The 247-nt window shown below is 26.7% G+C and carries 1 pseudogene; it reads left to right on the top strand.

Annotated features, from left to right (window positions below):
* Positions 1 to 247 (top strand): annotated as a pseudogene (locus tag ACQRD5_RS17380) (transposase); the annotation flags it as partial.

The raw sequence follows: 247 nt of genomic DNA, 5'->3' as shown, positions 1-247 counted from the left end.
TGCATATAATCAATATTTAATTAAAATTATTTATCAACTTATTTTATTTATTTCAAAGCATATTCCACTTAAACAAATGGCATTTGATGACTCAAATAGCCCGGAATATCAAAAGTTTAAGGTAGACAAACTGCCTAAAATTCTTAAATTCGAAAAAGTAGACTATATTTTACTTCTGGCTTATTACAAGCATAAATATAATAAAACCCTAAAACCAGTTCAAAGACGAAACGGTAAGTCTATTCCT

This window comes from Clostridium sp. SGI.024 (genome assembly GCF_050315195.1).
Lineage (GTDB): Bacteria > Bacillota > Clostridia > Clostridiales > Clostridiaceae > Clostridium.
The sequence above is the reverse complement of the archived record's forward strand: the minus strand, read 5'-3'. Positions and strand labels throughout refer to the sequence as shown.